The organism is Streptomyces sp. S07_1.15 (genome assembly GCF_020739505.1).
In the GTDB taxonomy this organism is placed as follows: Bacteria; Actinomycetota; Actinomycetes; order Streptomycetales; family Streptomycetaceae; genus Streptomyces; species Streptomyces xinghaiensis.
The window spans coordinates 2,447,909-2,470,933 of the sequence record NZ_JAJBZK010000001.1; the positions used below are offsets into that span (position 1 = coordinate 2,447,909).

Consider the following 23,025-nt stretch of genomic DNA (forward strand, 5'->3'; position numbering starts at 1 on the left):
GACCGCCAGCCCCCGGCCTTCCCGGCCCCCGCGCCCGAGCGGCCTCAGGCGGCGAGACCCAGTGCCGCCATCCGCTTGGTGTGCGCCTCCGTGATCCGGGAGAACATCCGTCCCACCTCGGCGAGGTCGAAGCCGTCCGCGAGACCGCCGACCAGCATCGTGGAGAGCGCGTCCCGCTCCGCGACCACCCGCTGCGCCTGGCTGAGCGCCTCGCCCATCAGCCGCCGTGCCCAGAGCGCCAGCCGCCCGCCGACCCGCGGCTCGGCCTCGATGGCGGCCCGCACCCGCTCCACCGCGAAGCTCGCGTGCCCGGTGTCGTCCAGGACCTGCAGCATCAGATCCCGGGTGTCGGAGTCCAGCCGGACGGCCACCTCCCGGTAGAAGTCGCTGGCGATGGAGTCGCCGACGTACGCCTTGACCAGGCCCTCCAGCCAGTCCGAGGGGGCGGTCTGGCGGTGGAAGCCGTCCAGGGCCGCGGCGAAGGGCTCCATGGCCGTCTTCGGCTCCGCGTCGATCGCGCTCAGCCGGTCCCGCAGCCGCTCGAAGTGGTGGAACTCGGCGGAGGCCATCTTCGCCAGCTCCGCCTTGTCCTCCAGGGTCGGCGCCATCTTGGCGTCCTCGGCCAGCCGCTCGAAGGCGGCGAGCTCGCCGTACGCCAGGGCGCCCAGCAGATCCACCACGGCCGCCCGGTACTGCGGGTCGGCGGATGCCTCGGCCCAGTTCTGGGCGGCGATCCCGGTGTGCTGCTCGGCAGGGTCGGTGGTTGCGTCGGGGGTCTCGTCGGGCGTCTCCATGCAGCGCAGAATAGTCCGCCCGTGGCGGCCCGGGAGGGGCCGGCCGACCCCTCCCGTACGGCCCGGGAGCGAGAAGGACCCAATACAAATGCGCGATTCCGGGGTACAGTGGTATTGCGCCCGCCGAATACCGGCGGGTCCGTCGCATGTGGAGCACGTGGAGTCCTCCCCCAGGAGTCCGTCGCATGTGGAGTCACCTGAGGCACATCCCTCAGCACCCCAGCGGATGCCCGGTCGGTTGGCCGATCGGCTTCCAACCCCGACCGCCCTCCCGCGGTGCGTACCACCGTACGGACCGCACATGAGGGAACCGCTCGTGACGCGAGCGCGTGATGCGGAGGCAGTGGTCCCGCACTGTCCGGCAGGTCCCGGTGACCGGCCGATGAACCGGCGCGGTACTGACCCCCTCCGCCGCCTCGTGTCGCGTCTCACAGAAGAGGCAAGACCCTGACTACGTTCCGAGACATCGGGATCCTTCCCGAGACCGCCGAGGCCCTTGAGGCCGTCGGCATCACGTCCCCCTTCCCGATCCAGGAGATGACCCTCCCCGTCGCGCTCTCCGGCTCCGACGTCATCGGCCAGGCCAAGACCGGCACCGGCAAGACGCTCGGCTTCGGCCTGCCGATCCTGGAGCGCGTGACCGTCCCCGCCGACGTCGAGGCCGGCCGTGCCGAGGCCGGGCAGCTGACCGACGCCCCGCAGGCGCTCGTGGTCGTCCCCACCCGCGAGCTGTGCCAGCAGGTCACCAACGACCTGCTCACCGCGGGCAAGGTCCGCAACGTGCGCGTCGTCGCCATCTACGGCGGCCGCGCGTACGAGCCGCAGGTCGAGGCGCTCAAGAAGGGCGTCGACGTCGTCGTCGGCACCCCGGGCCGGCTGCTCGACCTGGCGGGCCAGCGGAAGCTGGACCTCTCCGCCGTCCGCGTGCTCGTCCTCGACGAGGCCGACGAGATGCTCGACCTGGGCTTCCTGCCGGACGTGGAGCGGATCATCCAGCTGCTGCCGGCCAAGCGGCAGACCATGCTCTTCTCGGCCACCATGCCCGGGCAGGTCATCTCCCTCGCCCGGCGCTACATGTCGCAGCCCACGCACATCAGCGCGACCACCCCGGACGACGCGGGCCAGACGGTGGCCAACACCGAGCAGTTCGTCTACCGCGCGCACTCCATGGACAAGCCGGAGATGGTCTCCCGCATCCTCCAGGCCGAGGGCCGCGGGCTCACGATGATCTTCTGCCGCACCAAGCGGACGGCCGCCGACATCGCCGACCAGCTCGCCCGCCGGGGCTTCGCCTCCGGCGCCGTCCACGGGGACCTCGGCCAGGGAGCGCGCGAGCAGGCGCTGCGCGCCTTCCGCAACGGCAAGGTCGATGTGCTGGTCTGCACCGACGTCGCCGCGCGCGGTATCGACGTCGAGAACGTCACCCACGTCGTCAACTACCAGTCGCCGGAGGACGAGAAGACCTACCTGCACCGCATCGGCCGCACCGGCCGCGCGGGCAAGTCGGGCATCGCCGTCACCCTCGTCGACTGGGACGACATCCCGCGCTGGAAGCTGATCAACAAGGCGCTGGACCTGCCGTTCGACGACCCGGAGGAGACCTACTCCACCTCCGAGCACCTGTACGAGCAGCTGAACATCCCCGAGGGCACCACCGGCGTCCTGCCGCGGGCCGAGCGGACCCGTGCCGGTCTCGGCGCCGAGGAGATCGAGGACCTCGGTGAGACCGGCGGACGCGGCCGCCGCTCCACCGGCGGACGCGGCGGGGCACCGGCGGCCAAGGAGGAGGAGCGCCCGCGGCGCACCCGCACTCCGCGCGCCCGCCGCCGCACCCGGGCCGGCGAGCCGCTGGCCGGCGAGACCGGCGCCGCGGAGCAGGCCGTCGCCACGGCCGAGGGCGCGGCCCCGGGCGGAGCCTCCGGTTCCGCCGCGGACGGCGACGCCACCGCGCCCCGGACCCCGCGCCGCCGCCGTCGCACCCGTTCGGGCGCCGCGGCCAAGCCGGAGGCCGCGGCCCCGGCCCCGGAGGCGCAGCGGGAGACGCCGCAGGGCCACGGCGAGGGCCCGGGCGGAGGCGAGGCGAAGCCGGCCCGCCGCCGCCGTCGCACCCGCGCCGGTTCGTCCGCCGCCGCCGAGGCTCCCCCGGAGAGCTGACCCGCACCACCGCACGGCCGCACGGCCCGGTCCTCCGCTCGGCGGGGAACCGGGCCGTGGGGCTGCCCGGGGCCGGCGGCCGTTCCCTCGCCGTCGGTGCGGACCGATAGCCTCGGGCCCATGAGCAGGCCGCCGTTCCTCACCCTGCCCGCGTGCGCCCGGGCCCGCCGTCTTCCCACCGCGCGCGGCGCCTTCGCCGTGCACGAGGCCCTGCCGCCCGCGGGCACGGCGCCCCGGGGCACCGCCCTTCTGATTCCCGGCTACACGGGGAGCAAGGAGGACTTCATCGCGCTGCTGGAGCCGCTGGCGCTGGCCGGTTTCCGGGTGGTCGCGGTGGACGGGCGGGGGCAGCACGAGAGCGGGGGCCCGCGCGAGGAGTCCGCCTACGCGCAGGCCGAGCTGGCCCGGGACCTCCTCGCCCAGGCCGCGGCGGTGCGGGCGGAGACGCCCGGGGCCGCACCGGCCGGACCCCTGCATCTGCTGGGGCACTCGCTCGGCGGGCTGATCGGCCGGGCCGCCGTGCTGCTGGACCCGGCGCCGTTCACTTCCCTGACGCTGATGAGCTCCGGCCCGGCGGCGATCGCGCCGGCGCAGCGGGCCCGGACCAGGCAGCTGGTCGACGCCCTGCGGGTGATGGACATGGAGTCGGTCTGGCAGGCCATGCGGGAGTCCGACGCCCGGGCGGCCGGCGGGGTCGGCAACGGCGCGGCGGGCACCCCGGAGGTGGCCGACATCGCGGACGCCCCGGAGGTCCCCGACGCCACGGCGGCCTTCCTGCACCGCCGCTGGACGGCCACGGTGCCGGAACAACTGATCGCCACCGGGCGGCAGTTGATCGCCGAGCCGGACCGGGTGGCGGAGCTGGCCGCCGTACCGCTGCCGAAACACGTGCTGTCGGGCACGGTCGACTACGCCTGGCCGGTGGCGCTGATGGAGGAGATGGCGGTACGGCTGGGCGCGCGGCGCACCGTCATCGAGGGCGCGGAGCACTCGCCGAACGCCGAGCGCCCGCAGGAGACGGCTCGGGCGCTGGCGCGGTTCTGGGCGGCGGCCGGGGGCGGGGGCTGAGTGCTGTCCGCCCGGTGGCCGGAGGGCCGCCGCGGCCCGCCGCGGCCCCCGGCGGCCGTCAGTACTGCGGACGCAGATGGTCCCAGAAGCCGTCGCGCAGGATCCGGCGCAGACCGGCGTGGCCGCGCAGGGAGTGCTGGAGCAGCTCCTCGGCCTCGTTGAGCAGTTCCTGGTCCGCCTGGGGCGGGAGATACGGATAGCCGGGCAGCATCTCGGCGAGGGCGTCACGGCCGCGCTCGGCCAGCCAGCGGGCGGCGATCCGGGCGCCAACGAACCGTACGTCCTCCCGGCCGGGCGGGTGCCCCTCGCAGAGCACGGGGGCGCCGGCGGGCTCCGCGGCGCCCCGGCCGGTGACATAGGGCTTGCAGAACTCCAGGTCGAAGACGCGCTGGCTGTCCACTTCCCAGAGCAGCGGACCGGCCTGGTTGCGGCCGGCCACCGCCTCGATGCCCCAGAGGTGGACGCGGGCGCCGTAGCCCTGGGCGGCCTCCACGGCGGAGACCAGGTCCTCGTCCCCGCCGATCAGCACGGCGTCGCTGATGGCGCGGTGCCGGGCGAGGGACTCCAGATCGCCGCGGATCAGGGAGTCGACGCCCTTCTGCTGGTTGTTGGCGTTGAGGTTGCCGAGCCGGACCTTGACGTCGGGGAGTTCGGCGATCCGCTGCTGCTCGGGGGTGTGGATCCGGCGGCGGGCGCCGTCGTACCAGTAGACGCGGAGCAGCCGGCTGTCCGGGAAGATCGTGCGGGCCTTGTCGATGAAGGCCTCGATCAGGCCCTCGGCGTCGAGGTCGAAGGCCCGCCGGTCCTCCACGCCCGTGACGAGCCGCCCGGCCGCCGCGTAGACGTATCCGGCGTCGGCGAAGACGGCGTGCGTGGAGGGTGTGGTGGCGACTTCGGCGAGCACCCGCTGCAGGAGTTCGTTGGTCCGCCGGATACCGGCCGCGATCTCGCCGAGCCCGGGGCCCGGGTACGGCTCCGGTGCGGGGTCCGCGCCCGCGGGCGGCCGCGGGAGCGGGAGCGGGGAGGTCTCTGCGGCGTCGTCCATAGGACTCCATTGTCCGGGCGGCCCTCCGGAGGACACAACCGGCCTGCGGCCGGGGAGGGCCGGGGCGGGTCCCGCGGCTTCGCCCGGGGCCCGCGGTGCCGCCCGGTTCCGCCCGAGCATTGGTTAGGCCGGGAAAAGATTTCGTTAGCGTAGGGAATGTTTGTACCGTGCACCTCGTTGGCACCGGGGAGAGGCGGGGACGGACCCACCCCGCCGACCACTCTTCCGCCACGGCCGGACGACCGCCGTGACACCGCGGGACCGCGTCCGCGTCCCCGCACCAGCAGTTCTCCGCAGGAGGATCAGACGAAGGGAGAAGCGCTTGCGCTTCCAGATCATGCACCTCGACGACATCGACGGCTCGGCCGTCGACTGCAGCGTTGTGGACGCCGCCTCCGTCAACCGGATCGTGCAGCAGGCGGCCGCGACCGGCCGCCGCCTCTACATCCGCCCGGCCGAGGCCCCGGCCTCGTAACCCGCGCCGCCCGGCCGGCCCGCGCCGCCCGGCCGATCCGGCCGGACCGGCCGGCTGATCACGCCCCCGTACGCCCCGGCGCACGGGGGCGCGGTCATGCCCGGAGCAACCCGGCGCGGCGTCAGGCCTGCTCGACGAACTGGATGATCCCGTTGGCGATCTGCTGCACCGCGATGGCCGACAGCAGCATTCCGGACAGCCTGGTCACCAGCACCACACCGCCGTCCTTGATCAGCCGGATGACCAGCAGTGAATAGCGCATGACCAGCCACAGCACCCCGTGCATCACCAGGATGGCCGCCCACACCGCGAGCTGACCGCCCAGGCCGTCCGCCTCCCGCACCGCCAGGATGACGGTGACGATCGCGCCGGGCCCGGCCAGCAGCGGCATCCCCAGCGGGACGAGCGCGACATTGACGTCCTTGGTCTGCGTGGGCTCGTCCGTCTTGCCGGTCAGCAGGTCGAGGGCGATGAGCAGCAGCAGAAGCCCGCCCGCGACCATCAGCGCCGGGACGGAGACATGCAGATAGTCGAGGATCTGCTGCCCGAAGACCCCGAAGACGGCGATGACGCCGAAGGCGACGAACACCGCCTGGAGGGCCATCCGGCGCTGCACCTTGGTGGGCCGGCCGGAGGTCAGGGCGAGGAAGATCGGAGTGATACCGGGCGGGTCCATGATCACGAAAAGGGTGACGAAGACCGAACCGAAGAGAGCGACGTCGAACACGGGGGCGCCTTGCGGGAAGAGGGGTGGAGGAGACGGACGGCCGACGGCCGGCCGCGGCCCGGATGGGGGCGTGGGCGAACGGGCCCGGGAGGACGGGCCGGGAGCGGCCGGGGCTCAGCCGCCGGTGCCGGGCACGGGGAAGGCGCCGGTGGCCCGGCGCACGATCTCGCCGTAGATCTCGGGGTCGGTGGTGTACTCGCCGAGCCGGCAGGTCTTGCGGCTGCCGTGGTAGTCGCTCGATCCGGTGGTGAGCAGCCCGAGGTCCCCGGCCAGGGCACGCAGCCGGGCGCGGGCGGTGGCGTCGTGGTCCATGTGGTCCACCTCGACGCCGTCGAGACCGGCCCCGGCCAGTTCCGCGATCTCGTCCTCGCCGACGTGCGCGCCGCCGCGCCGCGCCGCCAGCGGGTGGGCGAGGACGGTGACCCCTCCGGCGGCCCGGACCAGCCGGACGGCCGCGAACGGGTCGAGTTCGTGCTTCGCGGCGTACGCCCGTCCGCCGTCCGCGAGCCAGTCGGGGGTGAAGGCGTCCGGCACACTGCCGACGACCCCCAGTTCGACCAGGGCCGTGGCGATGTGCGGGCGGCCGACGGAGCCGTCACCGGCGATCCGCGCCACCTGCTCCCAGGTGACCGGGACGCCCAGATCGCGCAGTTTGGCGACCATGGCCCGGGCGCGCGGCACCCGGTCGTCCCGGACCAGCTCCCGTTCCCGCTCCAGCTCCGGCTCGTCGGGGTCGAACAGGTAGGCCAGCAGATGGAGCCCGGTCCCGCCGGACGTACGGCAGGACAGCTCGGCGCCGGTGACCAGCGTGAGCCCCTCCGGGAGCGCGGCGGCGGCTTCGGCGTGGCCGCGGACCGTGTCGTGGTCGGTCAGCGCGACCACGTCCAGTCCGGCCGCGGCGGCGTTCCGCACCAGCTCGGCGGGGGTGTCGGTACCGTCCGAGGCCGTGGAGTGGGTGTGCAGGTCGATGCGCACGGCACGGCTCCAGGGACGGTTCGGGACGGTGGGGACGACGCCCCAGTCTACCGACGGCCCGCGCGCCGGCCCGGGGCCGTCCGGCCCTGCCCCTGCGGGACCACCGGGCCCCACGTCACGGCAGAACCGGGCGGGGCTCCGCAGGGCTCCGCGGGGGCCGCCGCCCGCCGGGGGCGGTGCGGGACCGGACGAGGCGCGGGATCAGGTGAGCAGGCGCGGGGAGAGCGCGCCGCAGGGCAGCAGGTCCACCTCGGCGCCCGCGTCCCGCAGATCGGTGAGGACCAGCTCGTCGTACATCAGCAGCCCGGTCTGTTCGGGCCAGACGATGGCCCAGAGCCACATGCCGAGCGCCTCACCGGCGAAGACGGCCCGGTCCGGCGGGACCTCCCGGACGGGCCAGAGGGGGGTGGGCCGGCCGGCCGCGTGCAGCTTCACGTCCGGCGGGTCGTCCACGCGCAAATGGGGGCCGGGGTCCGGGCCGTCGATCCCCGCGTAGCGGGCACCCAGCCCGACGCCCAGTTCCTCGGCGACGAGCAGCAGTTCGCCCATGCCGCCCAGCGGGCCGGGGCCGGAGCAGGCGACGGCGGTGGCGCGGCCGCCGCTGCGGTCGTCACCCGCGCAGGCGATGCCGGTGAACAGCCAGCCGACCGGCAGCGGCCAGGGCATCCACACCGGGACCCGGGCCCGCTTCACCACGACCGTGAGGGCTTCGACGCTGGGCGGGACGACCGGCTGCAGGGGATGAACCGTGCCGTGCACATCGCACTGCCAGGTGTCCGCGAAGAGTCCGGGCGGCCGGACCCTCCCACCGCACTTCGGGCAACTCGGTTCACCCCTCATAAGGACCAACGGTCCTCTCCGGCACCCGTCGCGTCAAGGACGATCACTCGTCCGGGGGCGCAAAAGTCCGACAAACGCCGGACGCATATGACATCCCGCGGACGTATCCGGCACGGCCCGCCGGCGGCCCCTGTCAGTCCGCCAGGGCGACGCCCGCACGCAGCGGATCGCGCAGGTCCGTGCCGTGGGCCAGCCAGCGCTCCTCCAGCGCCGCGGCGCCGTGCACCCGCTTCCACGCCGCCTCGTTGGCCGTCATCGGCAGCAGGGGGAGGAAGCGGACGGGGTCCATGGGCTCGTCCAGCTCCAGGTCCTCCACCAGGCCGCCCGGCTCGGCCACCAGGACGGAGCCGAAGGGCGCCCCGGGCCAGAGCGGCTCGCCGAGGTCGAGCGAGGCGCCGGGGGCGATCACCACGCCCTCCACCTGCGGGGAGGCGGCGAGCACGGCCAGCGGCCTGAACACCTGGTCGGTGTCCGCGTACCCCGGACGGACGGACAGGACGAGCTCGGCGCGCGGGCCGCGCACCGGGTCGGCGGTCACGGCCGTCGGGTCGGTCATGGGGTGGGCGGACATCCCGAGGGTGGCGTATCTCACGGTCCCCTCGTCGCGGAAGCGGAGCACCTCGATGCGGTCCGCGCCCAGGAAGGTGACGGCCGCGCGGGCCTCGGGCTCGCCGAGTGCGGAGCTCAGCCGGGCTTCCACCAGCTGCGAAACGTGGGACATGGGGCGAGCATAGACGCGAGGGAGAAGGGCGGGGCGCCCGCACGGAGTCGTCCCGGCATCACATATGACTGCTAGTCTGAGCCGTCGGCCAGGACGCGCGTGCGAGAGCACCGTCCGAACGCGGCCGGATGTCAGTCTCGCGGCACGCGCCGCGATCGGCGCTTCCCCCACGGGGGACCGACCGGAGGAGGTGGGGCTGCACATGGATCCGAGTCGACCGTGCAGTACCGGCAGCTCTTCCGCACCGCGGCTGTTCCTCGCGATCTGAGCCCTGACGTACCCCACCGCGCAGCGCGGTAATCGTCCGGTCCCAGGATTTCTCCCCACCGCCCGAGGGCACCCGGAGACCGTCACCGCGGAGTTCCGCAGCGCACGGCGGAAGAGCATTCCGTCTCCATCCCGTTCCGTGTCCGCAGCGATACCCGCCGCTCGCCGCGCGACCCGCCGCACCGCCGGCTTTGCGGACGTTCGGCCGTACGCCGCCGTACGCCCCCATTCCCGGCAGTGCTGCCCGTCCGCCCGGTGGCCGGCCCGCGAAGGAGCTTGCCATGTCCATGATCCGCGACCTGCGAGCGGCGGTGCGCCCGTCGTTCCGCCCCTCCCTGCGCAAGGGACACCCCTACCCGGGCGCGGCCGTACCGCCGGGCTGCCCCGACGCCCCGAGCGCCGTGGTGGATTGCGCCGTCTACCAGGACGGCCGCCGCAGCCGCGACCGCCTCTCCCCCGCCGCCGCCGTGGAACGGGTGCGCTCCGAGGGCGGCTTCGTCTGGATCGGCCTGCACGAGCCGACCGAGGCCGAATTCGCCGGTATCGCCCGGGAGTTCGAGCTGCACCCGCTGGCCGTCGAGGACGCCGTCCACGCCCACCAGCGGCCGAAGCTGGAGCGCTACGACGACACCCTGTTCACCGTCTTCAAGACCATCCACTACGTGAAGCACGCCGAACTCACCGCCACCAGCGAGGTCGTGGAGACCGGCGAGGTCATGTGCTTCACCGGCCGCGACTTCGTCATCACCGTCCGGCACGGCGGCCACGGATCCCTGCGGGGCCTCCGCCACCGGCTGGAGGACGACCCGGAACTGCTGGTCAAAGGGCCGTCCGTGGTGCTGCACGCCATCTCCGACCAGACCGTCGACGGCTACATCGCGGTCGCCGACGCCGTGCAGGACGACATCGACGAGGTCGAGATCGATGTCTTCAGCTCGGCGCCGGCCGGCGGCGGGACCCGCGGCGGAACCCGCGGCGGCGACGCCGGGCGCATCTACCAGCTCAAGCGCGAGGTCCTGGAGTTCAAGCGGGCGGTGTCACCGCTGCTGCGGCCGATGCAGCTGCTCAGCGAGCGGCCGATGCGGATGGTCGACCCGGAGATCCAGACCTACTTCCGGGACGTCGCCGACCACCTCGCCCGGGTCAATGAACAGGTGGTCTCCTTCGACGACCTGCTCAACTCGATCCTCCAGGCCAATCTGGCGCAGGCGACCGTCGCGCAGAACGAGGACATGCGCAAGATCACGGCCTGGGCGGCCATCATCGCCGTCCCCACCATGATCTGCGGGGTCTACGGCATGAACTTCTCCTATATGCCGGAGACCGACTGGAAGTACGGCTATCCCGTGGTGATGGCGGCGATCGCCGGGATCTGCCTCACCATGTACCGGCTCTTCAAGCGCAACGGCTGGCTGTGACCGCCCGCCGCGGCTGCGTAGGCTGGCGGGCATGACAAGCACGCAGGGGCAGACGGGGGCGCCGGCGACGCCGCTGGAACGCGCGATCGTCGAGGAGGCCGCGAAGAAGTCCGCACTGGTCTGGGTACGGGGCTCCGAGGGCCCCGACCGCGCCCTGTGGCACATCTGGCACGAGGGCGCCGTGTGCGTGGTCGGCGACGGGCCCGGCGAGCAGCCGCTCACCGGGCTGGGCCGGGCGGACGGCGCCCGCGCCACCGCGACGGTGACCGTGCGGAGCAAGGACAAGGGCGGGCGGCTGGTCTCCTTCGAGGCCGCCGTCACCGAACTCCCGCCCGGCTCCGGGGAGTGGGCCGCGGCTGTGGCCGAGCTCAAGGGCAAGCGGCTCAACGCGCCCGACTCCGAGACCATCACCGAGCGGTGGGCGCGCGAGTGCCGGGTGCTGCGGCTGACCCCGGCCGGCGGCCCGGCGCCGCTGCCGGACGGTTCGCTGGCCGCCGCCCCGCCGGCCACGCCCGCCACCACCCGGCGGGCGGCGCCGGGCGCGCTGCCGAAGCTGCTGCTGCGGGGGCGCGGGCGCCGCTGACGCGGAGCGGGCCGGGCCGGGCCGGGCGGAACGGGCCGAGCGGAACGGGCCGATCGGAGCGGGCCCGGCGGCGCGGGGAAGCACCGCCCGGCGGCGCGGCCGGGCCCGTCACTCCGTGGTGATCTCCTGCCCGTAGTCCACGATGTCATCCTTCTCCGGGGCCTTGAGCCCGAAGTCCTTGTTCCAGTCGGTGAGCCGGAGGACCCCCGCGTCCCCGGCCCGCTGGAAGCGCAGCGGATACGGCGTGCCCTCCAGGGAGACGTCGATGGTGCCGCCGGTGCCGCCACCTGCGGCCACCCGTATCGCGCGAACGCCGCCGATCTCCGTGCGCTCCCCCTTGGACCGGTCGCCGTGCAGGACGAGCAGCCCGTCGAGCAGCACGCTCATGTCGGTGAACCCGGTGAACTGCTGGTACGCGGGGTCCGCCGGGGGCACCTTGACGTACTTGTCGTCGAGTTTCCCGGCCGCCTCGGCGTCGGCCTTGCTCGGCTTCTCCTGCTGGCTCTTCCAGAACGCCGCGTCGGCCTTGAGATAGAGGTCCTTCTCGACGCGCAGCAGTTCGAAGGTGCTGGAGCCGGTGGTGACCCGGCCGCTGCCGCCGTCCTCCCTGAGCCGCATGTCGAGCTCGTAGGTCCGGCCCTTGCTCACGACGTTGCCGGACAGCCGGACGGCGTCGGCCGCGTCCGCCGCCTTGATGGCCCGGCTCTCGATCTTCTTGGCGGAGAGCTTGCCGACCCCGTTCGTTCCCGCGTCCGGATCCTGCTCCTCCGCGGAGCATCCCGTGAGGGCCGCGGTGAGGCCCAGCAACACCGCGGCCGCAGACGCCGCGTAGCGTGTGCGGGGGGCGGCGGCCGTGGTCCGGAGATGTGCGGTCACGTCGGTTGTGCCTCCTGAGTGCGGGGGAACTCGACGGCAGCGTACCGGTGCTGTCCAGGCCCCCCGGCGGGCCCGCGGGCCGCCGCCGGCACCACGGCGGGCGGGACCGGGGCACGTTAGCCTGAACCCAGTCATCAGCCCGTTTTTCCCGGCAAAGGAGACCCGCGCCATGGCGTCAGGCACCCCCCGGGTGTTCGTCTCGCACCTCGCGGGTGTCCCGGTGTTCGATCCCAATGGCGACCAGGTGGGGCGGGTCCGGGACCTCGTGGCGATGCTGCGGCTGGGGAACAGACCGCCGAGGCTGGTCGGTCTGGTCGTCGAGGTGGTCAGCCGCCGGCGCATCTTCGTCCCCATGACCCGGGTGACCGGCGTCGAGTCGGGGCAGGTGATCACCACCGGTGTGGTGAACATGCGCCGCTTCGAGCAGCGGGCGACCGAGACCCTGGTGCTCGGCGAACTGCTCGACCGGCGCGTGCGCCTGGTGGAGGGCGGTGAGGAGGTGACGGTGCTCGACGTGGGGATCATCCAGCTCCCGGCCCGCCGCGACTGGGAGGTCGACAAGGTGTTCGTCCGGCGCGGCAAGGGCGGCCCCCTGCGGCGGCGCGGGGAGGCGCTGACCGTCGACTGGTCGGCCGTCACCGGCTTCTCCCTGGAGGAGCACGGCCAGGGCGCCGCCAATCTGCTCGCCACCTTCGAACAGCTGCGCCCGGCCGACCTGGCCAATGTGCTGCACCATCTCTCCGCCAAGCGCCGCGTGGAGGTCGCCTCGGCCCTCGACGACGACCGGCTCGCCGACATCCTGGAGGAGCTCCCGGAGGACGACCGGGTGGAGATCATGGGCAAGCTCAAGGAGGAGCGCGCCGCGGACGTCCTGGAGGCGATGGACCCGGACGACGCCGCCGACCTCCTCTCCGAGCTGCCCGAGCGCCACAAGGACCGGCTGCTCGCGCTGATGCAGCCGCAGGAGGCCGCCGGCGTCCTGCGGCTGATGTCGTACGAGGAGCGCACGGCCGGCGGTCTGATGACCACCGATCCGATCGTGCTGCGCCCGGACGCGACCGTCGCCCACGCGCTGGCCCGGGTCCGCAACAGCGACCTCTCCCCCGCGCTCGCCGCCCAGGTGTACGTCACCCGGCCGCCGGACGAGACCCCCACCGGCAAGTTCCTCGGCACCGTGCACTTCCAGCGGCTGCTGCGCGACCCGCCGTTCACCCTCGTCGGCTCCATCGTCGACAAGGACCTGCAGCCGCTGCGCCCCGAGACCCCGCTGACCGAGGTCACCAGTTATCTCGCCACCTACAACCTGGTCGCGGCCGCCGTCGTCGACGAGAGCGGTTCGCTGCTGGGCGCGGTGACCGTCGACGACGTCCTCGACCACCTGCTCCCGGAGGACTGGCGGGAGACGGAGTTCCACGGGCCGGCCGGCATCGAGAACCTGTCCGGAGGCAGCCGATGAGCACGACCGAACGCACCCGCCTCGACCAGCCGCGGGCCCCCCGCCGCAGCCTGATGCCCGAGTACGACCCGGAGGCCTTCGGCCGCGTCTCCGAGAAGATCGCGCGGTTCCTCGGCACCGGGCGGTTCATCGTCTGGATGACGGTCGTCATCGTGCTGTGGCTGCTGTGGAACACCTTCGGACCGGCCGCGCTGCGCTTCGACGAGTACCCGTTCATCTTCCTGACGCTGATGCTCTCCCTGCAGGCGTCCTACGCCGCGCCGCTGATCCTGCTCGCGCAGAACCGGCAGGACGACCGGGACCGGGTCAACCTCGAACAGGACCGCAAGCAGAACGAGCGCAGCATCGCGGACACCGAGTATCTGACCCGGGAGATCGCCGCCCTGCGGTTGGGCCTGGGCGAGGTCGCCACCCGGGACTGGATCCGCTCCGAGTTCCAGGACCTGCTCAAGGAGCTGGAGGGCCGTACGGCGGCCGCCGAGCGCTCCGCGGAACGCTGACGGCGGGACCGGCCCCCGCCCCGCTCCCGTCCGGGCCCGGACCCGCCGCGCGGCCCGCCGCCCGGCCCGTCCGCACCCGTCCGCGCCCCGGCTCCGGGAACTGTGACGCACCTCCCGGACCGGCCGTCCGCACAGCCGCGCGGGCGCCGTACCATCGACGGTATGGCTACCGACACTCCCCCCGTCTCCGCACCCTCCGAGGAGGCGGTGCGCGCCGCCCTCGCGACGGTCAACGACCCGGAGATCCACCGCCCCATCACCGAGCTCGGGATGGTCAAGTCGGTGGACATCGCCGCCGGCGGCTCCGTCGCGGTCGGCGTGTATCTGACGGTGTCCGGCTGCCCGCTGCGCGACACGATCACCCGTGAGGTCACCGAGGCGGTCTCCGCCGTCGAGGGCGTCACCTCCGTGAGCGTCGAGCTGGACGTGATGAGCGACGAGCAGCGCAAGGAGCTGGCCGCCGCGCTCCGCGACGGCAAGGCCGAGCGCGAGGTGCCCTTCGCCAAGCCCGGCTCGCTCACCCGCGTCTACGCGGTGGCCTCCGGCAAGGGCGGTGTCGGCAAGTCCTCGGTGACGGTCAACCTCGCCGCGGCGATGGCCGCCGACGGGCTGAAGGTCGGTGTCGTCGACGCCGACATCTACGGCCACTCGGTGCCCCGCATGCTGGGTACGGAGGCCCGTCCGACCCAGGTCGAGGACATGATCATGCCGCCCTCGGCGCATGGCGTGAAGGTCATCTCCATCGGCATGTTCACCCCCGGCAACGCCCCCGTGGTGTGGCGCGGCCCGATGCTGCACCGGGCGCTCCAGCAGTTCCTCGCGGACGTCTTCTGGGGCGACCTGGACGTGCTGCTGCTCGACCTGCCGCCGGGCACGGGCGACATCGCCATCTCCGTGGCGCAGCTCGTCCCCGGCGCCGAGATCCTGGTGGTCACCACGCCCCAGCAGGCGGCGGCCGAGGTCGCCGAGCGGGCCGGCTCCATCGCCGTGCAGACCCATCAGAAGATCGTCGGTGTGGTCGAGAACATGTCCGGGATGCCCTGCCCGCACTGCGACGAGCTGGTGGACGTCTTCGGCAGCGGCGGCGGTGAGCGGGTCGCCGAGGGGCTGACCCGGACCACCGGTGCGAACGTGCCGGTGCTCGGCACCATCCCGATCGACGTCCGGCTGCGCGAGGGCGGCGACGACGGCCGTCCGATCGTGCTCACCGACCCGGAGTCCCCGGCCGGCAGCGCGCTGCGCTCGATCGCGGGCAAGCTCGGCGGCCGCAAGCGCGGGCTGTCGGGGATGGCGCTGGGGATCACCCCGCGCAACAAGTTCTGAGCCCCGCGGACTCCCGGCCGTCCGGGAGCTTCCGCGCCGTGGGCCCCGTTCCGCCGCCCCTTGGACGGGGGCGGGGGCACGGGGCCCACGGCCGTTCTCCGCTCAGCCGGCGTACCCGGCGATGTCCTTGATCGCCGAGAAGCCCAGTCCGTAGGGGCTCATGCCGCGTCCGTACGCGCCGAGGAGCACGCCGCCGGGCGCCTCGCCGGCCAGCACCCAGCCGTACTCGGACTCGCGGTGGCGGAAGGGCGTGGGCACCCCGTCGACCGGCAGCGACAGCACCGACCAGGCGGGGCCGTCCAGGTCGTCGGCGAGCTCCCAGGCGATCGCCGTCTGCTGCTCCAGCCAGTCCTCGCGGAGCGAGCGCTCCATCTGGTTGGGCCAGGTGCGGGAGAGCAGGCCCGAGCCGGCGAGCCAGGCGGCCGAGGAGACCGAGGTGGCCTCCAGGGTGCCGGTGCCGTCGGCGCTGCTGCGCACGGGCCGGTCGGCCACCGTGACGACGATCACGAAACGCTGGTCCCGCTCCTCGGTCTCCGCCCGGTACGAGGGGACCTCACCGTGCCCGGTGGAGCCGTGCTCGACCGTGCCGTCGGCGGCGGTCCCCACGCCGGTCAGCCAGCGGGGGCCGGTGAACGCCTCGTCCAGGCCGTACCACGGGAAGTCGGCCCGCAGATACCCGTCCGCCGGGCGGGATGCCAGGACCCTCCGGGCCCTGTCCCCGGCCGCCGCCCCGGAGCCCCCGGCCTCCTCCAGCGCTCCCTGCGCCCCTGCCCGGCTCGTCGTCTCCATCTGCGTGGTCCTTCCTCATTGCCCCGTTGCCGAAGGGCGAACCGCCGAGCGGGCGGGCTGACCCCGGACACAGGGAGGATAACCACACCAGTCGTTTCGTTCGGACATATGGCTGGTTCAGGTGGCATCCGCATCGAAGGGCGGACGCTCGCCCGGCTCCAGCCCGTCCCCCTTCCGCAGCAGGTCGGAGCCGCCGCCCGCGCTCCCCGTACCACCCGGGGACTTCTCCAGGGAGAGACGGGAACCACTCGCGGAGCGGCCGCCGGACGCGTCGTCGTCCCGGCCGTTGACGGCGTCCGCCACCTCGTTCATCTCCTTGCGGAGGTCGAGGCTGCTGCGGATCTCCTTGATCCCGAGCTCGTCGTTCTCCAGGAGCTGCTTGCGGACGAAGTTCTTCGGGTTCAGGTCGTCGAATTCGAAGTCCTTGAACTCGGGGCCCAGTTCCGAGCGGATGTCCGCCTTGGCGTTCTCCGAGAAGTCCCGGATCTTCCGGATGAAGCGCGAGGTGTCCTGGATCACCTTGGGCAGCTTCTCCGGGCCGAAGACGAGCACCGCGAGGATCACGAGCGCCACGAGCTCCAGTGCGCCTATGTCGTTGAACACCGTGCAGCTCCTTGGGACGTCCACGGCCCGCTTGCCGGGTGGGTCTCCGCCGCCGTGGACGGTGGGGGAACGAGGTCGGGGCCTGTCCACGGTACCCGGCGGTGCGGGGTGGACGGTACTGCCGGGGGAACGGCACGGTGAAGCCCGGGCGTCCCCCGGGGGGCGGTTTCCGGCAGGGGCGGCCGTGCGGAGCGGCCGCGGCCCGCCGTCACTTCTCGTCGCTCGCCGACCCCAGGGTCAGCCGCAGCGTGCGCTCCCGGCCGTCCCGCTCCAGGGTGAGCTCCAGCCGGTCGCCGGGGCGGTGCGCGCGGATCTTCACGATCAGCTCTTCGCCGTTGTGCACCCGGGCGCCGTTCACCGCGGTGATGACGTCACCGGCCCGGATGCCCGCCTTGTCGCCCGGGCCGTCGGGGGTGACCGCGGGACGGTCGCCGTCGTCCACGCCGACCCGGGCGCCGTCGCCCGTGAAGCGCATGTCGAGAGTGACCCCTATCACGGGGTGGGTGGCCCGGCCGGTGTTGATCAGCTCCTCGGCGACCCGCTTGCCCTGGTTGACCGGGATGGCGAAGCCGAGGCCGATGCTGCCGCCCTGGCTGGCGCCGAGACCCGTCTCGTCGTCGGCGGCCCGGATCGCGCTGTTGATGCCGATGACCCGGCCCTCCCCGTCCATCAACGGGCCGCCGGAGTTCCCGGGGTTGATCGGCGCGTCCGTCTGGATGGCGTCCACATAGCTGACGTCGCTCCCCCCGTCGTCCCCGCCCCCCGCGGTGATCGGGCGCTCCTTGGCGCTGATGATGCCGGAGGTGACGGTGCCCGCCAGGTCGTACGGGGCGCCGATCGCGACGACCGGGTCGCCGACCCGGACCGAGTCGGAGTTGCCGAGCCGCAGCGGATGCAGCCCCCGGACGCCGGAGACCCTGACCACCGCGAGGTCGTAGCCGCTGTCACGGCCGACGATCTCCGCCTCGGCCGTCGTGCCGCCGCTGAACGTCACGGAGATGTCGCCACCCGACGCCGCCGCCTCCACGACATGGTTGTTGGTCAGGATGTGGCCCCGCCGGTCGAGGACGAAGCCGGTGCCCGTCCCCTCCTTGCCGCCGCCCTTGACGTGGAAGGTCACCACACCGGGCAGCGCGGCCTCGGCGATGCCCGCGATGCTGCGGGGGTCGCGCGGGCGGTCCTCCGCGGGCGCCTGCGGCAGCGCGACGTCGACCACGCCGCCATTGCGTTCGACGTACGCGCCGACGCCGCCGCCGATGCCTCCGGCCACCAGCGTGAGCAGCAGCGCGCCGGTCAGCAGGGCACCCCGGGAAGGGCTCCGGCGGCTGCGCGCGGCGGGCTCCCGCCCGTCCGGGAAGGGGAGAGCCGCCCCGGGGACCGGGGAGGCGGGAGCGCGCCAGGGGTCGTACCGCTCCCAGTGCCCGCCGGTTCCCGCTGCCGACGGCGCGGCGGGCGGGGCCGGTGCGGATGGCGGCCCTTCAGCCGGTCCGGCGGGAACGGGACCCGGTCCGGCGGAAACAGGCGCGGGCTCCGGCGCCGGTGCGGCACCGCCGGCTGCCGGGGACGACGGCGCCGCGCTCTCCGGTGCCGCGTCAACAGCCGGTGCGGGGGCGGCGGGAGAGGCCGCGGGCGCGGCCTCGGCGGCGGACGCGGAGCCCTCAGCCGCCGGGGCGCCGGGGACCGGTACGGGCGGGTTCCGCGACGGCACTGCGGGTTCCGCCGCGGGCGGCGGTACGGCGGCATCGGCGGCGGGCGGCGGTATGGCCGCGGGGAGCCGGCCGGCGGCCGCGTCCTCCGCGCCCGTCCCGGCCGGCGGCGGAGGGACCGCCGCCTCCGCCGGCAGGGCGGTGCCCCGGGCCGGGGTCACCGGCGGACGCTGGACCGGCGGCGCGGGGGCCCAGGGGCCGGGGGTGCCGTAAGGCGGGGTGCCGTAGGGATCGGACGGGTGCCGCGGCTCTCCGGCGGGCCGTTCCGCAGCCGGGCCGGACGGGACCGGTGCGGGCGGTGGCACGGGCGGCGGCACGGGGAGCCCCTCCGCGGGCGTCCCGGGAGCCGGAGGGCCGGAAGGGGGGACGGGACCGGCGGGGGCACCCGGGCCGCTCGCGGCGGGCGGGGCGGCGGGGGGCGGCTCGGTGGCGGGGGCCGGCTCGGGGGCCGGTACCGGATCGGGGGCCGGTGCCGGGTCGGGGGCGGTGCCGCCCTGCGGGCGGCTCCACCACTGCGGCTTCGGGCCGGTGGCCTTGCCCTGGTTCATGTTCTCCCCACAGTCCGTCCGCGGCGCGAGCCGCCCGCGGTCCACCGTGCGATTCAACCAGGTTCGCGCGCCGCTCCGCAGGGTCCGGTTCCGGCCGGTCCGGAACGGCCGGCTCAGCGGGCGGCGGGCGGCAGGAAGGCGGTGGCCGTGGCGCCGCCCGCGAGCGGCGTCACCCGGTTCCCGGGTTCGGGGGTCCGCGTCGGGGCGGAGGGCCCGGTGAGCGTCGTCGGGGAGGGGGAGAGCGCCGGGCCGCCGAGCGGGGAGCCCGGGAGCCCGTCGCTCAGCCGGGCGTTCATGAGGTGGCGTATGAGCGGTGAGAGCGCGGCGTCGGCGGGGAGCAGCGGAGCGGGCCGGCTCAGCGCCTGTTCCGGGTGGGTGGTCGGGGTGGGCGTCGCGGGACCGGCCGGTGCGGCGGACTGCGCAAGGTCCACGCTGGTGGCGCCGCCGGAGCGGCCGGAACCGGCCCCCGCGGCGACCGAGGCGGCGACCACGTCGCCGGACCCCGCGGTGCCGGGCCGGTCGGCCCTGCCCGCGGTGTCGGCCCGGCCTCTCGGGCTGTCCACCGCCGCTTCCAGCGGGAGGGCACCGCCGAGCGCGAAGGCGGCCAGCGACACCGCTCCCGCGGCGGCGAAGGCGAAACGGCGGCTGCGCTGCTGATGCCCCTGGCGCACACTCGGCGCCAGGGCGGAGACGGAGGGCGCGGGGCGGCGGGCGAACTCGTGGACGCGGAAGCCGCTCCGCCGGGCCTCACCGGACACGGCCACGGCGGCCTCGGCCCCGCCGCCGGTGAACCAGTCGGGCGGTGCGGACCGGCCGGGCCGCGGCCCGCGCTCGCCGGGGGAGGACACCGGGCCGCCGAACGGGCCGTCCGGGCCCTCCGGTGATCCGTCGCCCGCGGGCAGGCTCTGCAGACGGGCGAGCAGCCCCGCCGACGGAGGCGGGGGGGCCGCCTCGGCGAAGACGTTCTTCAGCCGCCGCTGGGCGTCGGCCTCGGCCCGGCACTTGCAGCAGGTGGCGAGATGGGCGAGCACCCGCTCGCGCATGTCGTGGCCGAGCTCCCCGTCCACCAGCGCGGCGAGACGGTCGCCCAGATGCTGCTCGGCGGGGCTCGCGCCGCCCGATCCGGTCACGCCGTCCCGACCTCTCCTCCGAGTCCTCCCTGTCCCGGGAGCGCGGTGGCGAAGGCGCGCTGCTGCTCGGCACGGGCCGCGGGCGACCGGTGCTGGAGCGCCTTGCGCAGATGGGAACGGCCGCGGTGGATGCGGCTGCGCACGGTGCCGAGTTTCACGCCGAGGGTGGCGGCGATCTCCTCGTAGGACAGCCCCTCGATGTCGCACAGCACGACCGCGGCGCGGAACTCGGGGGCCAGGGTGTCCAGCGCCTGCTGCACGTCGGCGTCGAAGTGGGCGTCGTGGAAGTGCTGCTGGGGGGAGGGCTCGCGGCTGGGGAGCCGCTCGGCGGCGTCGTCCCCGAGGGCGTCGAAGCGGATGCGCTGCCGGCGGCGGACCATGTCCAGGAAGAGATTGGTGGTGATCCGGTGCAGCCAGCCCTCGAAGGTGCCGGGGGTGTAGGTGGACAGCGAGCGGAAGACGCGGACGAAGACCTCCTGGGTGAGGTCCTCGGCGTCGTGCTGGTTTCCCGTCAGGCGGTAGGCCAGGCGGTAGACCCGCGCGCTGTGGGTGCTGACGATCTCCTCCCAGGTGGGAGGGGTCCACGCGGGGGACTCCCCCTCACCGAACGACGCCGTCGTGGAGAAGGTCGCGGTGGCGGTGGAGTCGGCGGGACGCGGACGGTCAGCGGTGTCGGTCACGGATTTCGGCTCACCGGAGTACCTGCGGAGGCGGCGGAGCACCCCCCGGTCACCGGCTGCAGCCGCACCTCCCCTGGTGGCTCTGGTGGTGTCCAGTGGAGCACCTACCATAGCCAGCTCGCCCGTTAGCTCCGGATAAGCATCCTTGACCCGCTTTTCGGTCACCGCTCTCCCGACCCCTTTCCTTCTCCCCGCTGGGCTAACGTCCGGTCCCATCAGCGGGTTCCCGAGGGCAGCGGATACAGTCACCGTTGCGTCGACTACGGGGACAGGAGAGGGCCATTACCGGCAACCGGCAGACGAGCTGGGCGTTCGCCGATGCGTTCGTCGCCGAGGACGAGACCCTGCTCTGGGCCCGGGACCGGGCCCGCGAGGCGGGGCTCCGCTCGGTGTCGGCCGGCACCGGCGCCGCCCTGCGCCTGCTCGCCGCCACGGTGGACGCCAAGGCCGTGGCGGAGATCGGCACCGGCACCGGCGTCTCCGGGATCCATCTTCTGCACGGTATGCGGCCGGACGGTGTGCTCACGACCGTGGACACCGACCCCGAGTGCCAGCAGTTCGCGCGCCAGGCCTTCCGCGCGGCCGGCTTCGCCGCCAACCGAGCCCGCTTCATCCCCGGCCACGCGCTGGACGTGCTGCCCCGGCTGGCCGACGGCGGCTACGACCTCGTCTTCTGCGACGGCGACCGCGCCGAGTGCCTCGACTACCTCGATGAATCGTTGCGCCTGCTGCGCCCCGGCGGTCTGGTGGTCTTCGAGGGCGTCTTCGCCCACGGCCGCACCATGGACGCCTCGGCCCAGCCGCTGGAGGTGCAGCGGCTGCGCGAACTGCTGCGCACCGTGCGGGAGAGCACGGTGCTGCTCTCCTCGCTGCTCCCGGTCGGCGACGGCCTGCTCTGCGCGGTCAAGCGCGGCCCGTAGGCCCGGCGCACGCTCCGCCCCGCCCGGCCGCGGACACGCCACCGCCCCGGACAGGAGCCGGTACCGGAGTACGCGGCTCCCGCCGGGGCGGCGGGACGAGTGTGGTGACCCGGCCTCAGCCGACGACCTTCTTCAGAGCGTCGCCCAGCGCATCGGCCTCGTCGGGTGTGAGTTCGACGACGAGCCGACCGCCGCCTTCGAGCGGAACGCGCATGACGATGCCCCGCCCCTCCTTGGTCACCTCGAGCGGGCCGTCGCCCGTCCGCGGCTTCATGGCCGCCATGCTCGTTCCCCTTCCTGAAACCAGCTCACAGTCAGCCGACGGCCCCTGATAGGCAGCGTCACCGGCATCGAACAGATTGCTTCCAGGCCATTATCCCGCATCGCGGGACCCGATGACCAACATCGGTCTGCATCGCTTGCACAACGGGCTTCCGCAAATACTGACAATTGGCCCATGCGGCTGCCATACTCCGCCGCCGCCCGGCCTCCCCGGCCGATCCACCGCCTTGACGCAGGTCACATGTCCGCCGCCGCCCGTCTCCGTCATGCTGTGATCCGACCGCCCACCACCATTCCCACCAGCCCTGACGGAGGTAGCCGGCGATGGCCGACACCGTGCTCCACGAGGTGACCGACGGACTCGCGACGATCACCCTGAATCGTCCCGACGCCATGAACTCCCTGAACACCGAGATCAAGGAGGCCCTGCGGGAGGCCCTCCAGCAGGCCGCGGCGGACTCCGCCGTACGGGCCGTGCTGCTCACGGGCCGGGGCCGGGCCTTCTGCGTCGGCCAGGACCTCAAGGAGCACATCGGCACGCTGGCCGAGGCGCGGGAGTCCGGCCGGGGCAACTCGATGGACACCGTGCGCAGGCACTACAACCCGATCACCGAGGCCATCGCCGGGATGCCCAAGCCCGTGGTCGCCGCGGTCAACGGCGTCGCCGCCGGGGCGGGCGCGGGCTTCGCCTTCGCCGCCGACTACCGGATCGCCGCCGCCACCGCCGCGTTCACCACGTCCTTCGCCGGGGTGGCCCTCACCGCCGACTCGGGGGTCTCCTGGACCCTCCCCCGGCTGATCGGCCACGGCCGGGCCGCCGATCTGCTGCTCTTCCCGCGCACCGTGGACGCCCACGAGGCGCTGGACCTGGGCATGGTCAACCGGGTGGTCCCGGCGGACGAACTCGCCGCCGAGGCGGAGGCCGTCGCCCGGAAGCTGGCCGGCGGGCCGACCCTCGCCTACGCGGCGCTCAAGGAGTCGATGGCCTACGGGACCACGCACACCCTCGTCGAGACGCTGGCCAAGGAGGACGAGCTCCAGACCCGGGCCGGGGCCTCCGAGGACCACGCAATCGCGGTCGAGGCCTTCGTACGGAAGGAGAAGCCGCGCTTCACGGGCCGGTGAGCCGGCACACCGGCAGCGGG

Annotated in this window: 23 protein-coding genes; 10 read left to right on the forward strand and 13 right to left on the reverse strand. The window is 74.1% G+C overall.

Features of this window, described 5'->3' with window-relative positions; all coding sequences use genetic code 11:
* Positions 1–44: 44 nt before the first annotated feature.
* A complete protein-coding gene (locus LIX60_RS10310; RefSeq protein WP_039822463.1) occupies positions 45–803 on the reverse strand; it encodes a ferritin-like fold-containing protein in 759 nt (252 codons plus the stop codon).
* A 528-nt stretch (positions 804–1,331) separates the two neighbouring features.
* Here LIX60_RS10310 and LIX60_RS10315 point away from each other — a divergent pair.
* Both LIX60_RS10315 and LIX60_RS10320 read left to right on the forward strand, forming a co-directional pair.
* A complete protein-coding gene (locus LIX60_RS10315; protein WP_227958165.1) occupies positions 1,332–2,948 on the forward strand; it encodes a DEAD/DEAH box helicase in 1,617 nt (538 codons plus the stop codon).
* A 120-nt stretch (positions 2,949–3,068) separates the two neighbouring features.
* Positions 3,069–4,016 (forward strand): alpha/beta fold hydrolase, encoded by a 948-nt coding sequence (locus LIX60_RS10320; RefSeq protein ID WP_227958166.1) that lies wholly within the window; start codon positions 3,069–3,071, stop codon positions 4,014–4,016.
* 58 nt (positions 4,017–4,074) lie between these two features.
* Here LIX60_RS10320 and LIX60_RS10325 read toward each other — a convergent pair whose 3' ends face one another.
* On the reverse strand, positions 4,075–5,061 hold the full coding sequence (locus LIX60_RS10325) for an NYN domain-containing protein (protein ID WP_227958167.1): 987 nt from the start codon (positions 5,059–5,061) through the stop codon (positions 4,075–4,077).
* A gap of 322 nt (positions 5,062–5,383) precedes the next feature.
* Between LIX60_RS10325 and LIX60_RS10330 the strand changes: the two genes are divergently transcribed.
* Positions 5,384–5,536, forward strand: coding sequence for a hypothetical protein (locus tag LIX60_RS10330; RefSeq protein ID WP_227958168.1), 153 nt, complete (start codon positions 5,384–5,386; stop codon positions 5,534–5,536).
* 121 nt (positions 5,537–5,657) lie between these two features.
* On the opposite strand, the gene LIX60_RS10335 is transcribed toward LIX60_RS10330, so the two are convergent.
* From LIX60_RS10335 to LIX60_RS10350, 4 genes are all read right to left on the reverse strand, one after another.
* Positions 5,658–6,263, reverse strand: coding sequence for a MarC family protein (locus tag LIX60_RS10335; protein ID WP_227958169.1), 606 nt, complete (start codon positions 6,261–6,263; stop codon positions 5,658–5,660).
* 114 nt (positions 6,264–6,377) lie between these two features.
* Positions 6,378–7,238 carry a PHP domain-containing protein gene (locus tag LIX60_RS10340; RefSeq protein ID WP_227958170.1) on the reverse strand — a complete coding sequence of 287 codons (861 nt, stop codon included), beginning with the start codon at positions 7,236–7,238 and terminating at the stop codon, positions 6,378–6,380.
* Between the two features lie 201 nt (positions 7,239–7,439).
* Complete coding sequence (locus LIX60_RS10345; RefSeq protein WP_043470103.1) at positions 7,440–8,078, reverse strand: DUF6758 family protein; 639 nt, start codon at positions 8,076–8,078, stop codon at positions 7,440–7,442.
* A 133-nt stretch (positions 8,079–8,211) separates the two neighbouring features.
* A complete protein-coding gene (locus LIX60_RS10350; RefSeq protein ID WP_227958171.1) occupies positions 8,212–8,799 on the reverse strand; it encodes a suppressor of fused domain protein in 588 nt (195 codons plus the stop codon).
* A gap of 548 nt (positions 8,800–9,347) precedes the next feature.
* Here LIX60_RS10350 and LIX60_RS10355 point away from each other — a divergent pair.
* Positions 9,348–10,484, forward strand: coding sequence for a magnesium and cobalt transport protein CorA (locus tag LIX60_RS10355; RefSeq protein ID WP_227958172.1), 1,137 nt, complete (start codon positions 9,348–9,350; stop codon positions 10,482–10,484).
* 31 nt (positions 10,485–10,515) lie between these two features.
* Entirely contained in the window at positions 10,516–11,067 is a 552-nt protein-coding gene (locus LIX60_RS10360) for a hypothetical protein (RefSeq protein ID WP_227958173.1), read from the forward strand.
* A 108-nt stretch (positions 11,068–11,175) separates the two neighbouring features.
* On the opposite strand, the gene LIX60_RS10365 is transcribed toward LIX60_RS10360, so the two are convergent.
* On the reverse strand, positions 11,176–11,943 hold the full coding sequence (locus LIX60_RS10365) for a hypothetical protein (RefSeq protein WP_374117836.1): 768 nt from the start codon (positions 11,941–11,943) through the stop codon (positions 11,176–11,178).
* Positions 11,944–12,112: 169 nt separating this feature from the next.
* Between LIX60_RS10365 and LIX60_RS10370 the strand changes: the two genes are divergently transcribed.
* The 3 genes from LIX60_RS10370 to LIX60_RS10380 all read left to right on the forward strand — a co-directional run bounded on the left by LIX60_RS10370 (position 12,113) and on the right by LIX60_RS10380 (position 15,222).
* Positions 12,113–13,399 (forward strand): magnesium transporter MgtE N-terminal domain-containing protein, encoded by a 1,287-nt coding sequence (locus LIX60_RS10370; protein ID WP_227958174.1) that lies wholly within the window; start codon positions 12,113–12,115, stop codon positions 13,397–13,399.
* On the forward strand, positions 13,396–13,899 hold the full coding sequence (locus tag LIX60_RS10375) for a DUF1003 domain-containing protein (protein WP_227958175.1): 504 nt from the start codon (positions 13,396–13,398) through the stop codon (positions 13,897–13,899). The genes LIX60_RS10370 and LIX60_RS10375 overlap by 4 nt, the downstream gene beginning before the upstream one ends.
* A 162-nt stretch (positions 13,900–14,061) precedes the next feature.
* Positions 14,062–15,222, forward strand: coding sequence for an Mrp/NBP35 family ATP-binding protein (locus tag LIX60_RS10380; protein WP_227958176.1), 1,161 nt, complete (start codon positions 14,062–14,064; stop codon positions 15,220–15,222).
* A 102-nt stretch (positions 15,223–15,324) separates the two neighbouring features.
* On the opposite strand, the gene LIX60_RS10385 is transcribed toward LIX60_RS10380, so the two are convergent.
* The 5 genes from LIX60_RS10385 to sigE form a co-directional block, all read right to left on the reverse strand.
* The gene (locus LIX60_RS10385; RefSeq protein ID WP_227958177.1) at positions 15,325–16,011 is read right to left on the reverse strand and encodes a hypothetical protein; all 687 of its coding nucleotides are present in this window, start codon (positions 16,009–16,011) and stop codon (positions 15,325–15,327) included.
* Between the two features lie 117 nt (positions 16,012–16,128).
* A complete protein-coding gene (locus tag LIX60_RS10390) occupies positions 16,129–16,614 on the reverse strand; it encodes a sec-independent translocase (protein ID WP_227958178.1) in 486 nt (161 codons plus the stop codon).
* Between the two features lie 208 nt (positions 16,615–16,822).
* On the reverse strand, positions 16,823–18,868 hold the full coding sequence (locus LIX60_RS10395; RefSeq protein ID WP_227958179.1) for a S1C family serine protease: 2,046 nt from the start codon (positions 18,866–18,868) through the stop codon (positions 16,823–16,825).
* Between the two features lie 113 nt (positions 18,869–18,981).
* Positions 18,982–19,998 (reverse strand): anti-sigma factor, encoded by a 1,017-nt coding sequence (locus LIX60_RS10400; RefSeq protein ID WP_227958180.1) that lies wholly within the window; start codon positions 19,996–19,998, stop codon positions 18,982–18,984.
* On the reverse strand, positions 19,995–20,789 hold the full coding sequence (gene sigE / locus LIX60_RS10405) for an RNA polymerase sigma factor SigE (RefSeq protein WP_125625498.1): 795 nt from the start codon (positions 20,787–20,789) through the stop codon (positions 19,995–19,997). The genes LIX60_RS10400 and sigE overlap by 4 nt, the downstream gene beginning before the upstream one ends.
* Positions 20,790–20,929: 140 nt before the next feature.
* On the opposite strand from sigE, the gene LIX60_RS10410 reads away from it, so the two are divergent.
* Positions 20,930–21,598, forward strand: a complete 669-nt coding sequence (locus tag LIX60_RS10410; protein ID WP_019710190.1) for an O-methyltransferase — start codon at positions 20,930–20,932, stop codon at positions 21,596–21,598.
* Between the two features lie 115 nt (positions 21,599–21,713).
* Here the strand turns inward: LIX60_RS10410 and LIX60_RS10415 are convergent, their stop codons facing one another.
* Entirely contained in the window at positions 21,714–21,881 is a 168-nt protein-coding gene (locus LIX60_RS10415; RefSeq protein WP_003966491.1) for a DUF3117 domain-containing protein, read from the reverse strand.
* A gap of 323 nt (positions 21,882–22,204) precedes the next feature.
* Between LIX60_RS10415 and LIX60_RS10420 the strand changes: the two genes are divergently transcribed.
* The gene (locus LIX60_RS10420; protein ID WP_227958181.1) at positions 22,205–23,005 is read left to right on the forward strand and encodes an enoyl-CoA hydratase-related protein; all 801 of its coding nucleotides are present in this window, start codon (positions 22,205–22,207) and stop codon (positions 23,003–23,005) included.
* The last annotated feature ends 20 nt before the right edge of the window (positions 23,006–23,025 follow it).